Annotated in this window: 14 protein-coding genes and 1 pseudogene; 9 read left to right on the forward strand and 6 right to left on the reverse strand. The window is 65.6% G+C overall.

The features are described 5' to 3' along the window. Nucleotides 1–14 precede the first annotated feature (14 nt). The 5 genes from L0963_RS02255 to L0963_RS02275 all read left to right on the forward strand — a co-directional run bounded on the left by L0963_RS02255 (nucleotide 15) and on the right by L0963_RS02275 (nucleotide 4943). Nucleotides 15–1463, forward strand: coding sequence for a DUF3336 domain-containing protein (locus L0963_RS02255; protein WP_062900770.1), 1449 nt, complete (start codon nucleotides 15–17; stop codon nucleotides 1461–1463). Between the two features lie 2 nt (nucleotides 1464–1465). Then, the gene (locus L0963_RS02260; protein ID WP_062900769.1) at nucleotides 1466–2308 is read left to right on the forward strand and encodes an alpha/beta hydrolase; all 843 of its coding nucleotides are present in this window, start codon (nucleotides 1466–1468) and stop codon (nucleotides 2306–2308) included. Between the two features lie 33 nt (nucleotides 2309–2341). Then, complete coding sequence (locus L0963_RS02265; RefSeq protein ID WP_062900768.1) at nucleotides 2342–3277, forward strand: alpha/beta fold hydrolase; 936 nt, start codon at nucleotides 2342–2344, stop codon at nucleotides 3275–3277. 147 nt (nucleotides 3278–3424) lie between these two features. After that, nucleotides 3425–4426, forward strand: coding sequence for an NAD(P)H-dependent glycerol-3-phosphate dehydrogenase (locus tag L0963_RS02270; RefSeq protein ID WP_062900767.1), 1002 nt, complete (start codon nucleotides 3425–3427; stop codon nucleotides 4424–4426). A 178-nt stretch (nucleotides 4427–4604) separates the two neighbouring features. Continuing rightward, on the forward strand, nucleotides 4605–4943 hold the full coding sequence (locus L0963_RS02275) for a hypothetical protein (RefSeq protein WP_082819802.1): 339 nt from the start codon (nucleotides 4605–4607) through the stop codon (nucleotides 4941–4943). A 147-nt stretch (nucleotides 4944–5090) separates the two neighbouring features. Here the strand turns inward: L0963_RS02275 and L0963_RS02280 are convergent. Further along, nucleotides 5091–5669, reverse strand: a pseudogene (locus L0963_RS02280) (TlpA family protein disulfide reductase); the annotation flags it as partial. On the opposite strand from L0963_RS02280, the gene argH reads away from it, so the two are divergent. The 4 genes from argH to L0963_RS02300 are packed head-to-tail and all read left to right on the forward strand — an operon-like array spanning nucleotide 5602 to nucleotide 9315. Continuing rightward, nucleotides 5602–6999: an argininosuccinate lyase gene (gene argH / locus L0963_RS02285; RefSeq protein WP_234178532.1), complete on the forward strand. Its 1398-nt coding sequence runs from the start codon at nucleotides 5602–5604 to the stop codon at nucleotides 6997–6999. The pseudogene L0963_RS02280 and the gene argH overlap by 68 nt on opposite strands. A 3-nt stretch (nucleotides 7000–7002) precedes the next feature. After that, nucleotides 7003–7263, forward strand: a complete 261-nt coding sequence (locus L0963_RS02290; protein ID WP_062900763.1) for a hypothetical protein — start codon at nucleotides 7003–7005, stop codon at nucleotides 7261–7263. 16 nt (nucleotides 7264–7279) lie between these two features. Continuing rightward, on the forward strand, nucleotides 7280–8539 hold the full coding sequence (lysA, locus tag L0963_RS02295) for a diaminopimelate decarboxylase (RefSeq protein ID WP_062900762.1): 1260 nt from the start codon (nucleotides 7280–7282) through the stop codon (nucleotides 8537–8539). Then, nucleotides 8539–9315 carry a precorrin-2 dehydrogenase/sirohydrochlorin ferrochelatase family protein gene (locus tag L0963_RS02300; protein WP_062900761.1) on the forward strand — a complete coding sequence of 259 codons (777 nt, stop codon included), beginning with the start codon at nucleotides 8539–8541 and terminating at the stop codon, nucleotides 9313–9315. Before lysA ends, L0963_RS02300 begins: the two co-directional genes overlap by 1 nt. Nucleotides 9316–9934: 619 nt before the next feature. On the opposite strand, the gene L0963_RS02305 is transcribed toward L0963_RS02300, so the two are convergent. The 5 genes from L0963_RS02305 to L0963_RS02325 form a co-directional block, all read right to left on the reverse strand. Next, nucleotides 9935–10225: a putative quinol monooxygenase gene (locus L0963_RS02305; protein WP_062900759.1), complete on the reverse strand. Its 291-nt coding sequence runs from the start codon at nucleotides 10223–10225 to the stop codon at nucleotides 9935–9937. Nucleotides 10226–10261: 36 nt separating this feature from the next. After that, on the reverse strand, nucleotides 10262–10846 hold the full coding sequence (locus L0963_RS02310) for a carboxymuconolactone decarboxylase family protein (protein ID WP_062900758.1): 585 nt from the start codon (nucleotides 10844–10846) through the stop codon (nucleotides 10262–10264). Nucleotide 10847: 1 nt separating this feature from the next. Beyond that, nucleotides 10848–12029, reverse strand: coding sequence for an acetyl-CoA C-acyltransferase (locus L0963_RS02315; protein ID WP_217372676.1), 1182 nt, complete (start codon nucleotides 12027–12029; stop codon nucleotides 10848–10850). A 70-nt stretch (nucleotides 12030–12099) separates the two neighbouring features. Then, nucleotides 12100–12558, reverse strand: a complete 459-nt coding sequence (locus tag L0963_RS02320; protein WP_082813397.1) for a MaoC family dehydratase — start codon at nucleotides 12556–12558, stop codon at nucleotides 12100–12102. Nucleotides 12559–12653: 95 nt separating this feature from the next. After that, the gene (locus tag L0963_RS02325) at nucleotides 12654–13805 is read right to left on the reverse strand and encodes a mechanosensitive ion channel family protein (protein WP_062900757.1); all 1152 of its coding nucleotides are present in this window, start codon (nucleotides 13803–13805) and stop codon (nucleotides 12654–12656) included. Nucleotides 13806–13827: the final 22 nt, after the last annotated feature.

Consider the following 13827-nt stretch of genomic DNA (forward strand, 5'->3'; position numbering starts at 1 on the left):
TGCAGGACCACCGAATGATCTTTTCCCCGACGCTCAGCGTGGACGCCGATCTGGCGAAGGCGCCCGACTATGCCGCCTGGATCAGAGCGGCGATTGCCGCCGACGGCAAATCGGGGATGCAGGCGTGGCGCGACGCCGACGAAAGCAAGCATTTCGACTATCGCGCGATCCGCGCCCGCCTCGAACGGCTGCGCAAGCTGTCGGCGGCGGGCGATGTGAAGGGGCTGCTCTTCGTCCTCAACGAAGGCATTCACGGCAATATCGACGGCATGGGCCACGAACGCTTGTATCAAAAGGCGCGCTTCGGCACCAAAAGGCTGATCGAGGATTATGTGGCAGAGGTCGTCTCCGCGCTGGGCAAGATCGCCGCGGCGCGCAGCATCCCGCGCGACGAAAAGCGCGATTTCTTCCGCCGCGCCCAGCATTGCTACGGCCGCTCGGCGCTGCTGCTGTCGGGGTCGGGCAGCTTTCTCTATTTCCATGTCGGCGTCGTGAAAGCGCTGTGGGAGGAGGGCGTGCTGCCGACGATCCTCGCGGGATCGAGCGGCGGTTCGATCGTCGCCGCGGTCGTCTGCACGCGCAAGGATGCCGAGGTCGGCGCCTTCCTGGCCAGCGACAAGCTTGCCAGCGCCGACCGCGATCCCGAAGTGCGCCGCCTCGCCCCTGACGAGGTCGCCGCGCGCCTCGCCGAGCTCATCCCCGACCTGACCTTTCAGGAAGCCTATGAGGTCAGCGGCCGACATCTCAACGTGTCAGTCGCGCCCGCCGAAAAATATCAGAACGGCCGCCTACTCAACGCGATCACCGCGCCCAATGTGCTGATCCGCGAAGCGGTGCTCGCCTCGTGCGCGGTGCCGGGCGTCTTTCCGCCGGTGATGCTGATGGCGCGCGACGAAGCGGGCAAGCGCGTGCCCTATCAGCCCGACCGGCGCTGGGTCGACGGGTCGGTGACGCACGACATCCCGACCAAGCGGCTCGAACGCCTCTACGGCGTCAACCATCATATCGTCAGCCAGGCGAACCCGCTCGCGCTGCCTTTCGCGACCGACACGCGCAAGCAGATGGCGCCGATAGAGGCCATTCAGCATGCCTCGATGGCGACCTTCAAGGCATGGCTCAACGCCAATATGGTGATATTCCAGAAGCCCCTCGAACTGGTGCCGCCGCTCAACAGCCTCGCCAATATGGCGCGCTCGCTGATCAATCAGGAATATACCGGCGACATCAACATCATCCGGCCGCCCAAATTCTGGTCGCCCACAAAGATATTGTCCGATCTGTCGCAGGAGGACATCGACGAGCTGATCGACACCGGCATGCGCACCGCCTGGCCGAAGATCGAGATGGTGCGCACCCAGACCGCGATAAGCCGCGCGCTCGACGCCATCCTGGCGCGCATCGACAAGGGCGGCGACGACGGCCCCGGCCACCGCAGCGCGGCGCTGAAAAAGCCGGTCCGGTGAGCATGGCGGGCGTGATGCTGCCGCCGGGATCGGCGGGCGCGGGCGCGACGCTGCACGTCACCCATTGGCTTCCTGCTGCGGCGCCCAAGGCCGTGGTGCTCCTCGCGCACGGCTATGCCGAGCACGCCGGGCGTTACGCCCATGTGGCAAAACGGCTGACCGACGCCGGCTATGCCGTCTATGCGGTCGACCATTGGGGCCATGGCAAGTCGGATGGCGAGGGGGGCTATGTGCCGCGCTTCTCGGCTTTCACCGACGGCATGGCCGAATTGCTCACGCTCGTCGAGGTCAACCATCCGGGCGCGCCGCGCCTGCTGCTCGGACACAGCATGGGCGGCCTGATCGCGACGCTGTTCCTGATCGATCGGCAGGACGCCTTTGTCGCCGCCGCACTGTCCGGCCCGGCGATTGTCCCCGGTACGCCGCCTTCGCGCTTCACCGTCTGGATCAGCCGCTTTCTGTCACGCTTTTTTCCGCGCCTCGGCGTATTGGCGCTCGATCCCAACGGGGTCAGCCGCGATCCGGCGGTGGTCACCGCCTATCTTGCCGATCCGCTTGTCTATACGGGAAAGATCGGCGCGCGGCTCGGCAAGGAATTCATGGACGCGATGGCGGTTGCGCAGGCATGCGCACCGAAAATCACGCTGCCGATCCTGCTCCAGCATGGCGACCATGACAGCCTCGCCTCGGTGGCGGGCTCGCACTATCTGTTCGACCATGTCGCATCGACCGACAAGCGGCTCGAAATCTATCCCGGCCTGTTCCACGAAATCTATAACGAGCCCGAACGCGATGCGGTGCTGGACGATCTGATCGGCTGGTTCGATGCGCATGTGTCAGCCTGAAGCCAACGGATCGACAGGGAAATTCCGCACGTCATGAAGCTCCTCCTCATTCTGCTTTTTGCTCCGCTGATCGCTCTGGCGATCTTCTATTTCGTATTCCCCGGCCGCCTGGTCGCGATCGGTCGCGCGCTGCTCCGCCGGCGCGGCGGCACGGTGCAGAAAAGCGTTACCGTCGACGGCCGCGCCTGGCCCTATCTGGAGGGCGGCGATCCCGCCAAGCCTACGCTGCTGCTCGTCCATGGCTTTTCGGGCGACAAGGATAATTGGTCCTTTCTCGCGCCCTTTCTGACGCGCGACTATTACGTCGTCGCACCCGATCTCCCCGGTTTTGGCGAGAATGAACGCAACCCCGATCTTGCGTATGACATCGAAGCGCAGACCGCGCGGCTGAAGGCATTCGTCGATGCGCTCGGACTGCGGCAGCCGCATATCGCGGGCAATAGCATGGGCGGCTGGATCGCGCTGCGCTACGCGCTCGACTTTCCCGATGCGCTCGCCAGCCTGATCCTGATCGACAATGCCGGGGTGGCGGGCGCGAACGAGAGCGATCTTCAGAAACAGGCGGCGAACGAGGATTATAACCCGCTCGTCCTGGCCGGTATCGAGGATGCCGACCGCCTCGTCGCGATGGTCGTCCACAAACCGCCCTTCGTGCCGTCGCGATTGAAGCCGGTGCTCTATGCCGACGCGCTCAAATATCGCGATCAGCTCGACACCGCCTTCTGGGTCATTGCGACCGAGATGCGCGACCGCCCGCTCAACGACCGGCTCGGCGAGGTGACGGTGCCGACGCTGATCATCTGGGGCCGCCACGACCGGCTGATCGACATCAGCTGCGTCCCCGTGCTCGAAGCGGGTATCGCAAACAGCCGCGCGCATGTCCTCGATCATGTCGGCCATGTCCCGATGGTCGAGGATCCGAAGGCCACCGCCGCGCTGATGAAGGATTTTCTCGGGCCGCTCGATTAGCCGCCTATTACGTCGGACTTGATCCGCTGGTCAAACCATGCGTCATTGCGAACCCGGCAAAGCCGGGTGAAGCAATCCAGACTGGCTCGAGCCAGCACTGGATTGCGTCGCTTCGCTCGCAATGACGGGCAGGGAGAAGGAGGGGCTATGCGCCTGAAAGTGGGCCTGCTCGGCGGGGGGAGCTGGGGGACGACGGTCGCCGCGACGGTATCGCGCAACGCGCCGATCACCTTGTGGGCGCGCGACGCCGAAATGGTCGATGGCATCAACCGCGATCAGGAAAACCGCAAATATCTGCCCGGCATCCGCCTGCCCGCGGCGCTGCGCGCGACGGCCGATCTCGGCGAAGCTGTGGCGGGCGCCGACGTCCTCGTCATGGGCGTGCCGTCGCACAGCTTTCGCGCGGTGCTCGAGGAGGCGCGCGATCATCTGCGTCCCTGGGTGCCGGTGATCAGCCTGACCAAGGGGCTCGAACTCGCGACGGGCAAGCGGATGACCGAGGTGATCGAGGAGGTGCTGCCCGGCCACCCCGTCGGCGTGCTCACCGGCCCCAATCTCGCGCGTGAGATCATGAGCGGCCAGGCGGCGGCGAGCGTGCTGTCGATGGAGGATGAAATCGTCGTGCGCGCACTGCACCCGCTTTTCCATTCGGGGCTGTTCCGCGTCTATACCAACACCGATCTGCTCGGTTGCGAACTCGGCGGGGTGCTCAAGAATATCATCGCGATTGCGGTCGGCATGGGCGACGGGCTCGGCGCGGGCGACAATACGCGCGCCGGGCTGATGACGCGCGGGCTGGCCGAAATCACCCGGCTCGGCGTCGCGATGGGCGGGCGCCCGGAAACCTTCGCCGGTCTGACGGGCATGGGCGACCTGATCGCGACCTGCACCAGCCCGCTGTCGCGCAACCGCCACGTCGGGGTCGAACTCGGCAAGGGGCGCCATATCGACGCGATCATCGCCGACATGCACATGGTCGCCGAAGGCGTCAAAAGCGCCCCCACGGTGATGGCGCTCGCCGACCGTCACGGCATCGCGATGCCGATCGCGCGCGACGTCTTCGACGTGACGCAGGGCAAACGGACCGCGCAGGATGTGTTCCGCGGGCTGCTCAAATCGAGCGTCGGTGACGAGGCGCATCCGGGGTAGGGGCAATCGTCGATGCCGCCGTCAGCTTCGGCGTCGGATGAAAGCGCCGCCTTGCCTGCGGGGACGGCCGTGGACGGTTCCGCCGCAAGGCGTGTCGAATCCTCGTCGGTCCGTGAAGAAAAGCCGGTTCTCTTTCGTTCTTTCTCCTGACCAGCAGGGTCCACCAAGGAGACGAACGATGAAAAAAAGGACGACTTTGGCGGCGCTTATGGCTCTTCCCGCCGGTGCTGCAATGGCGACGGTTCCCTATGGGTCGATTCCGCCGGGTTTCGATCGCCCACCGGTTCGCAGCGTGCCGATTGCGGGGGTCTATAATAAATATTGGTACAATTATCGCACCGATATTCTGGAGGCTGAAAAGGAGCTCAAGAGTGACTTGGGCCGCGCAACCGATCGCGAGGATCGCTGGGATGCATGGGACGAGTGGGCGACCGAAGTCGTCGACGCCGACAAGGATTATACCAAGGTGATGCGCAAGAAGGGCTACCCTGTGGGGCGCGTCTCGATCGAAGGCTGATCGTCGAAATGAGTTTCAAAAGGCGGCGGGCGCTATGCGTCCGCCGTCTTCATTCTACACTCCGCCTTCCGCCAGCAGCGCCTTCGCTTCCTCGCCCTTCCAGTCGATGGCGCCCACCACGCGCCACAGTTCGCGCCCGTTCGCATCGTAGAGGATGCTCGTCGGCAGCGCGGTATTCGCTGCGTCCAACAAAGTGTTCTGCGGATCGAGATAGGGTTGCAGCGCCTTCAGCCCCGCCTTCTGGAACCAGGGATCGACGACCGAAGCGCCTTGCAGATCCTGCGCCACCGCGACGACCGTCAGCTTGCCTGCCTTTTGCGCGGCAAGCGCATCGAGCGTCGGCATTTCGGCGACGCAGGGCGCACACCAGGTCGCCCACAGATTGACCAGCAGCGGCTTGCCGCGAAACGACGCGACGGTCACCGGTGCGTCGTCGGGGCCGCGAAAGACGGCGGCCGGTCCGGCCTTGCCGGCGTTGCCGCGCTCGACGACATGCTGAAAGGTGGCGGGGTCGCGGCCATGCGCCGCTTCGCCGGGCGAAATATTTGCTTGCCCCGCGCCTGCTTGCTCCGAGGCCTCCTTTTGCCTATCGCACCCCGCGAAGGAACCGGCGATCAGCAGGGCCAGCACGGCAAGACGAAGATTTGGAACGCGGCGGATGGCGAATACTCCCGATAGCAACAGCATGTGGGGCGGCCGCTTCGGTGGCGGACCTGCGGCGATCATGCAAGAGATAAACGCCTCGATCCCCGTCGACAAACGTCTTTGGGAAGAGGATGTCGCCGCCAGCCGCGCGCATGCCGCGATGCTCGGCGCGCAGGGGATCATTGCCGCCGCCGACGCGGCGACCATCGATCGCGGGCTGGCGCAGATCGCCGACGAGTTCGCCGCGAACGGTGTGCCGGTCGATCTTGCGCTCGAAGATATTCACATGACGGTCGAATCGCGCCTCAAGGAACTGGTCGGCGAAGCCGCCGGGCGGCTCCACACCGCGCGCTCGCGCAACGATCAGGTCGCGACCGATTTTCGGCTCTGGGTGCGCACCGCTTGCGACCGTATCGATTCCGGCCTGAAGGCGCTTCAGGGCGCCCTGCTCGCGCGCGCCGATGAACATGCGGACAGCATCATGCCCGGCTTCACCCATTTGCAGGTCGCACAGCCGGTGACGCTCGGCCACCATCTGCTCGCCTATGTCGAAATGTTCGGCCGCGATCGCGGCCGTTTCCGCGATGCGCGCGCGCGGCTCAACGAATCGCCGCTCGGCGCCGCGGCGCTTGCGGGCACCAGCTTCCCGCTCGACCGTCCGGCGACCGCGGCGGCGCTCGGTTTCGACCGGCCGATGGCGAACAGTATCGATGCCGTATCGGACCGCGATTTCGCGCTCGAATTTTGTGCCGCCGCCTCGATTGCCGCGATTCACCTCTCGCGCCTCGCCGAAGAGATCGTGATCTGGGCCAGCCAGCCCTTCGGTTTCGTCAGTCTGCCCGACGCCTGGTCGACCGGCAGCTCGATCATGCCGCAAAAGCGCAATCCCGATGCCGCCGAACTGGTGCGCGGCCGCGCAGGCCTGCTGCTCGGTGCGTTCCAGCGGCTTTCGGTGATCGTGAAAGGGCTGCCGCTCACCTATTCGAAGGATTTGCAGGACGATAAGGAAACGGTCTTCGGTGCCTTCGACGCGCTAGCGCTTTCGCTCGCCGCGATGACCGGCATGGTCGACGCGCTGGCCTTTCGCACCGACCGGATGCGCGCGCTCGCCGCATCGGGCTTTTCGACCGCGACCGATCTGGCCGACTGGCTGGTGCGCGAGGCGGGGGTGCCGTTCCGCGACGCGCACCATATCGTCGGTGCCTGCGTGAAACGATCGGAAGAGCTCGGCGTTGAACTGTCGGCGCTTCCGGCGGACGAAGCGGCGGCGATCCATGCCGCGGTCACGCCCGCCGCGCTCGCGGCGCTGACCGTCGAGGCGTCGGTCGCCAGCCGCATGAGCTATGGCGGCACCGCGCCCGAACGGGTAAGGCAGGCTGTTGCCGCGGCGCGCGCGGCGCTGGAGATTTAGGTGATGGCAAAGATCCGCACGACGATTTTGCTGGCCGCCTCGGGCGCTGCGCTCGTGGCGCTTGGCGCGTGCGGCAAGAAGGAAGATCTGAAGCCGGTGGCGGGTTCGGCCCCGCCCGCGCTACCCATCGGGGCACAGCGCCAGCCGACCACGGAGGAGCTCACGACGCCTGACGCGCAGGCCCGGCCCGCGCGCAGCGACGACCTTCTTAAACGATCCGAAAAGCGCGAACCCGACGATTTCGACTTGCCGCCTCCGGGCTGAGTTCAGGACCTTTTCCATGGATCATTTTGCTTATCGTGACGGCGTTCTCTACGCCGAAGACATCGCCTTGCCGCGCATTGCCGAGGAAATCGGCACCCCCGTCTATGTCTATTCGCGCGCGACGCTTGAACGCCATGCGCAGGTGTTTCGCGACGCGCTTGCCGACATTCCGCGCAAGCACATTGCCTTTGCGATCAAGTGCAACCCCAACCTCGGCGTGCTGCGTGTCCTCGCGCGGCAGGGCTATGGCGCCGACGTCGTGTCGGGCGGCGAGCTCGAACGCGCGATCGCGTCGGGGATGGCGCCCGAAGATATCGTCTTTTCGGGCGTCGGAAAGACGCGGGCCGAACTGGCGCTCGGTCTCGACCGCGGCATCGGCCAGTTCAACATCGAACATGAACCCGAAGGTGTCGCGCTCGCAGAGATCGCCGCACGAAAGGAAATGACCGCGCAGGCAGTGCTGCGCGTCAATCCCGACGTCGATGCGGGCACCCACGCCAAGATCTCGACCGGCAAGGCCGAAAACAAGTTCGGCGTCGGCATCGACGTCGCGCCCGAAATATTCGACCGCCTTGCGCGGCTACCTGGCCTCAAGCTGCGCGGCATTGCACTCCATATCGGCAGTCAGCTCACCAGCCTCGACCCGCTCGAGGCGGCGTTCGTCCGCGTCGGGCGGCTGATCGCCGATCTGCGAGCGGCGGGACACGACATCACCCATGTCGATCTCGGCGGCGGGCTCGGGGTTCCTTACAAGGAGGGCGACAACCCGCCGAGCCCCGCCGATTATGGCGCGATGGTCGCGCGCGTCACCCGCGACTGGGACGTCACCTTGATGTTCGAACCCGGGCGCGTCATCGCCGGCAACGCGGGCGTGCTGCTCACCGAAGTGCTGTGGGTCAAGCCGGGAGCGCAGAGCGATTTCGTCATCGTCGACGCAGCCATGAACGATCTGGCACGTCCGGCGCTCTACGATGCGTGGCACGATTTCCAGGCAGTGCGTCCGAGCGGCGAGACGATGACCGCCTCGATCGTCGGCCCGGTGTGCGAAACCGGCGACACCTTCGCGCGCGACCGCGTGATCGACAAGGTTGCGGCGGGCGATCTCGCCGTTTTCCGTACCGCGGGCGCCTATGGCGCGACGATGGCATCGACCTACAACAGCCGCAGCCTGGTTCCCGAAGTGCTCGTCGACGGCGACCGCTATATCGTCGTCGCCGATCGCATCGCCGCCGGTACGATCATGGCGGCCGAACGCGTCCCCGACTGGATCGACTGATGCGCCAGTTTCCTCTCTTCCTGAACCTTGCAGGCCGCACGGTCGTGCTGGTCGGGGAGGGGGAGGCTGCGGATGCGAAGGCGCGGCTGATTGCGCGCGCCGGCGGGCGGATCGTGCCGCAGTGGGAAGACGGCGCGGCGATCGCCTTTGTTGCGCTGGACGAGGGAGCTGAAGAAGCGGCGGCGGAGCTGCGCGCGCGCGGCCTCCTCGTCAATGTCGTCGACCGGCCCGATCTTTGCGATTTCACCACCCCCGCGATCGTTGATCGCGCGCCGGTGACGATCGCGGTCGGCACCGGCGGCGCGTCCGCCGGGCTTGCCAAGGCGGTGCGCCAGCGGATTGAGGCGTTGCTGCCCGCCACCCTCGGCAATCTCGCCGCCGCCCTGTTCGCGGCGCGCGGTGCGATGAAAGCGCGCTGGCCCGATGCCGCCGACCGCCGCCGCGCCATCGATGCCGCGCTTGCGCCCGGCGGCGCGCTAGATCCGGTTGCCGGGCCGGACCAAGGCGCTGTCGCTGCCTGGCTCGCCGCCGATCATCTGGCGGCGCCCGCGCGCCTTGAAATGATCGCGCTCGCCAGCGACGATCCCGACGATCTGACGCTGCGCGCGGCGCGCCTGCTGGGCGAGGCCGATCATATCTTCCACCCCGCTGCGACTCCGCCCGCGATCCTGGCCCGCGCGCGAGCCGATGCGGTGCGACACTGCACCGAAACGCCGCCCGCCGATCCGCCCCCCGGCCTGTCGCTCTGGCTCGCATCGGCGATTACGCGAAGCTAATTGGGCTTCGCTCAGTCGCCTTCCTAGCCCTGTCGCCGGCGGCATCGTCGCCGCCGTTTCAGCCAGGAGAGGTTATGGAATTTCCGCCCATTGCCATCGACGCGCTCCCGCTGCTCGACACCGCGGCGGGCCTGTACGGATCGACGGCCGACGGGTCGGTCTTTGACATCGCCGTGACCATCGCGACGGTCGGCTGCAACTGTCCGCGCGCTGACGCGGTGTACTGTCTCTGCGTCGGCCCGGATCGCACGCCATGTCGCGCTCGAACCGGCCACCCTGCACGCCGCTGCGATGGCCGACGCCGATCCGCGCCCCGAAGTTCGCGCCGCCGCCGGCGCGACGCCGCGCGGTGGGGCACGATCGCCAGCCGGCCGACGCTGACGCCCCCCAAAGCGTTGCTCCGCTGCGCAATCCGCCTGACCGACAATGCCCGCGACATCGCCGACCATATGGCGGTCAGCCATCCGGTTCCGCGGGCGCGCGCCAGCGCCATCGCCGCGCTCGCTGCTGTCGCAGACGATAAGGGGGCGAACGGCGGCGCTCGAGCTCGGCCGGCGCGACGCCGATGCGCGGGTCAGGGACGATTGCGAACGATGGCTGACGCTCTGACCCTGAGCGATCAGACCCCCGGCAGGCTTTCGATTTCAGGTGCTCCGGCGAGGCAGGGGCCGAGTTTCGCGCCGAGGGTGCGGAAATGGTCCGACGCGCGGTGCGCGGCGACCGCGGCCTCGTCGTCATAGCATTCGAGCACCTTGTAAACGCCGGCTTCCGCGGTACGGAAGAGCTTGTAGAAGCTGTTACCCTTCTCGTTCGCGCGCACCGCGGGGGCCAGCTCCGCAAACACGCCTTCGAATTCCGCTTCCTTGCCCGGCTGCACGCGCAGCGTGGCGATAATGCCGATTCCGCTCATATCGTCTCTCCCCAGAAAATAGTCAGGCTCAAATGGTTAGGCGTGCAGGTCGGGATCGACCTCCCAGCCCGCCTCGACCTGGATGCCGAAGCTGTTAAGCATCATCGAAACCTGTGTGTACTGACCGACGGTCATCACCAGATCCATGCGTCCCTTGTCGCCGAGCGGCGCCAGCGCCGCCCAGGTCGCGTCGGCAACGAAATGGTTCGCGGTCAACTCGTCGGTCGCGCGCAGCATCGCGCGGTCGATATCGCTCCAGACCGCAGCGTCGGGTCCGGCCTTGATCCGCTCGATCTCGTCTTCGGTCAGGCCGCAGTCGAGTCCGATGCGCTTATGCTGCGTCCATTCATAGCCCGACCGGCAATTATAACCGGTGCGCAGGATGACGAGCTCGCGATCCCGCGGGGTAAGCGCATTGCGCTTCGACAGGATATAATTGCCCCAGCCGAGGAAAGCGGTCAGCGCCTTGGGCGCCTGCGCCAGCGTGCGGAAGATATTGAGGATTCTGCCGCCGCCCACCTTGCCGCCATCGGAGGCAAGAAAGGGTTCAAGCGCCGCGCGCTGGTCGGCATCGAGCCGGTCGAGATCGACCGGCTCGACACGCGGAGCTTTCAGCCGCAAATCAGAAGACCTCGAACAGGCCTGCTGCGCCCTGGCCGCCACCGATGCACATGGTGACGACGGCATATTTGACGCCGCGGCGCTTGCCTTCGAGCAGCGCGTGGCCGACGCAGCGCGCGCCGGTCATGCCGAAGGGGTGGCCGATCGAGATCGAACCGCCGTTGACGTTGAGCAGGTCGTTCGGAATGCCGAGCTTGTCGCGGCAGTAGAGCACCTGCACGGCAAAGGCTTCGTTGAGTTCCCAAAGGCCGATGTCGTCCATCTTGAGCTCGAAGCGTTCGAGCAGCTTCGGGATGGCGAAAACGGGGCCGATGCCCATTTCGTCGGGCTCGGTGCCGGCAACGGCCATGCCGACATAGCGGCCCAGCGGCTGAAGCCCGCGCTTTTCGGCGACCTTGGCCTCCATGACGACGCAGGCCGACGAGCCATCCGAAAGCTGGCTGGCGTTGCCTGCCGTGATCGTGTGGCCTTCGCCCATCACCGGCTTCAGGCTCTGCAGACCTTCGAGCGTGGTGTCGGGACGGTTGCACTCGTCCTTGTCGGCGACGACATCCTTGAAGGTGACTTCCTTCGTTTCCTTGTTCACCACCGCCATCGTCGCCTTGCAGGGGACGATTTCGTCGTCGAACTTGCCAGCGGCCTGGGCCGCGGAGGTGCGCTGCTGCGACTGGAGCGAATATTCGTCCTGCGCTTCACGGCTGATATTGTAACGCTTTGCAACGACTTCTGCCGTGCCGATCATCGGCATGTAGATGTCTTTGTGCATCGCCAGCAGTTCCTGGTCGGCCTCGAAGAAGGTCTTGCCGCTGCCGCTGACTTTCGAGATGCTTTCGACGCCGCCGGCGACGCAAATGTCCTGGCGGTCGACGATGATCTGCTTCGCGGCGGTCGCAATCGTCATCAGGCCCGACGAGCACTGGCGGTCGATCGACATGCCGGGGACGGTGACGGGCAGGCCGGCGCGCAGGCCGATTAGGCGCGCGACGTTCATCGTCTGCGATCCCTGCTGCATTGCGGCGCCGAACAGGACGTCGTCGATCTCGCCTCCTTCAACCCCGGCGCGTTCGACCGCGGCGGCGACCGAATAGGCGCCCAGCGTCGGCGAGGTCGTGTTGTTGAACGATCCGCGCGCCGCCTTGGTCAGCGGGGTGCGGGCGGTGGAAACGATGACGGCGTCACGCATGATAAACTTCCTTCTGCTTGGTTCCGGTTGTCTTTTCGGGGGAGGTTCGGCCGGAATGCCGGTTTATATGTCAGACGAAGAACTGGCTGATCCATTCGGCCATCAGCGCGGGCTTTTCTTCGCCCTCGATCTCAACCGTGAATTCCAGCGTCTGCTGCCACTGGCCCGGACGCTTTTCGTCGAGCTCGAGCAGCTTGAAATGGCCGCGCACGCGCTTGCCCGAGCGCACGGGGGCAAGGAAGCGCACTTTGTTGCCGCCATAGTTGACGCCCATCTTGACGCCTGCGGGGCGCGGGCAGTCGGATTTGGCCATCAACATGGGGAAAAGAGAGAGGGTCAGAAAGCCGTGCGCGATGGTGCCGCCGAAGGGCGTCAGCTTAGCCTTTTCTTCGTCGATATGGATGAACTGATGATCGCCGGTCGCGTCGGCGAACTTGTTGATCATCTCCTGATCGACCAGCACCCATTCCGACGTGCCGAGCGGCTTGCCGACCAGTTCCTTCATTTCCTGCGGCGTCATCGCGCTCATCCTTTATCCCCTCTATGTCTGTCGAGGGGCGCGTTCTAGGCCCGCGGGGCGGGGTAGCACAAGAGCCTAGGGCTTTGCGCTACGGCGCCGTAGCGTCAGGACTGTGCGGACTTCGGCGTCTTCATCGTGACGCTTTCGGCATAGGGGAGAATCATCGTCCCGTCGGGCGCCGCGGTGAAGGTCGTCTGCGTCGGATAGGCGAAGTCGTAGCCGGCGTTGGTCATCTCTTCGAAGACGCGGATGCCGATCGCGGTGCGGGCCGCGATGACCTCGTTATAGTCTGCGCTCGGAATGTCGGCGACCAGTTCGAAGTCGAGGCTAGAGGCGCCGAAGCCGATGAAACTCGACCGGATGAACTCATGCCCCTCGGCTTCGACCTGCGCCTTCAGCAGGTCGGGCAGCGCGCGCAGCATCGCGGGCGTGGTCTGATAGATTACACCGATCGCGAACTGGACGCGGCGGCGTTCGAGATGGGCATAGTTGGTGATTTCCTTCGATAGCAAATTGGTGTTGGAAATGACCAGCAGCTCGCCGTTGACCGACCGCAGATGCGTGCTTTTCAGCCCGATGCGCTCGACGGTCGCGACGCTATTGTCATATTTGATCGCTTCGCCGACGCGGAAAGGCCGGTCGAAGATGATCGACAGCGACGCGAACAGGTCGGAAAAAATGCCCTGCGCGGCAAGGCCGATCGCGATGCCGCCGATGCCCAGGCCGGCGATCAGGCCGGTGACATTGACCCCCATATTGTCGAGGATGACGATCGCCGCGACCGCGAACAGCGCGATGCTGATGAGCAGGCGGATGATGCCCATCGCGTTGACCAGCGTCTCGTTATGCCCATCGGCGGCGCGGCGCTGGATCAGCCCGAGGACGATCTCGCGCGCCCAGATCGCGACTTGCAGCACCACCGCGACGGTGAAGACCAACTGGATGATATGCAGGACGACGACCGGCGGATTGGCCGATGCCGCGACCAGTCGGACCGAGACGATCGCCAGCACCAGCGACTTGGTCTTGTGGATCACCCGCCCGACAATGTCGGTCAGCGTGAATTGCCCCGGCGCCGACTGCGCTTTCTTGAGCGCGAAACCGCGGATCAGCGACAGCGCAAAATAGATGAGGAGCCCGGCGCCGATCGCGATGCCGATCTGCAGCCAGTGCGTATCGACCCACGCGACGCTGCTGGTCCACCAGGCGCGGATCTGCGCGGCGGGGTTGGCGGTCGCGGTGGCAAGGAAAGGCAAAGTCACGTCGGTCCTCTTGGTC

This window comes from Sphingopyxis sp. NFH-91, assembly GCF_021401285.1.
Classification (GTDB): domain Bacteria; phylum Pseudomonadota; class Alphaproteobacteria; order Sphingomonadales; family Sphingomonadaceae; genus Sphingopyxis; species Sphingopyxis terrae_A.